The sequence below is a fragment of the Vibrio sp. 2134-1 genome (assembly GCF_033339495.1).
In genome coordinates this window covers 1-684 of the sequence record NZ_JAWOUS010000457.1, presented here as the reverse complement: position 1 = coordinate 684, position 684 = coordinate 1, and the positions used below count along the sequence as shown (strand labels likewise).

The window sequence follows — 684 nt, the reverse complement described above, 5'->3', positions numbered from 1 at the left end:
CGTGCGTGTGAAGGCCGAAGATAGTTCTCTCAAAAACATCCGGTTATGAGAGATACCAAATGTCATTTTCAGAAGACGACTGCACCAGTTGATTGGGCGTAATGGCTGTTGTGCAGCCAGCTCCTGACAGTTCAATATCAGAAGTGATCTGCACCAATCTCGACTATGCTCAATACTCGTGTGGGCTCTGTTGCAAAAATCGTGAAGCTTGCGCATGCTTGGCGGAGATTGGACGGACGGAACGATGACGGATTTCAAGTGGCGCCATTTCCAGGGTGATGTGATCCTGTGGGCGGTGCGCTGGTATTGTCGCTATCCGATCAGCTATCGCGACCTTGAGGAAATGCTGGCGGAACGCGGCATTTCGGTCGACCATACGACGATCTATCGCTGGGTCCAGTGCTACGCCCCGGAGATGGAGAAGCGGCTGCGCTGGTTCTGGCGGCGTGGCTTTGATCCGAGCTGGCGCCTGGATGAAACCTACGTCAAGGTGCGGGGCAAGTGGACCTACCTGTACCGGGCAGTCGACAAGCGGGGCGACACGATCGATTTCTACCTGTCGCCGACCCGCAGCGCCAAGGCAGCGAAGCGGTTCCTGGGCAAGGCCCTGCGAGGCCTGAAGCACTGGGAAAAGCCTGCCACGCTCAATACCGACAAAGCGCCGAGCTATGGTGCAGCGATCAC

Annotated in this window: 1 pseudogene; it reads left to right on the top strand. The window is 56.7% G+C overall.

The features are described from left to right. Positions 1-244 precede the first annotated feature (244 nt). Positions 245-684, top strand: a pseudogene (locus tag R7R78_RS26595) (IS6-like element IS6100 family transposase); the annotation flags it as partial.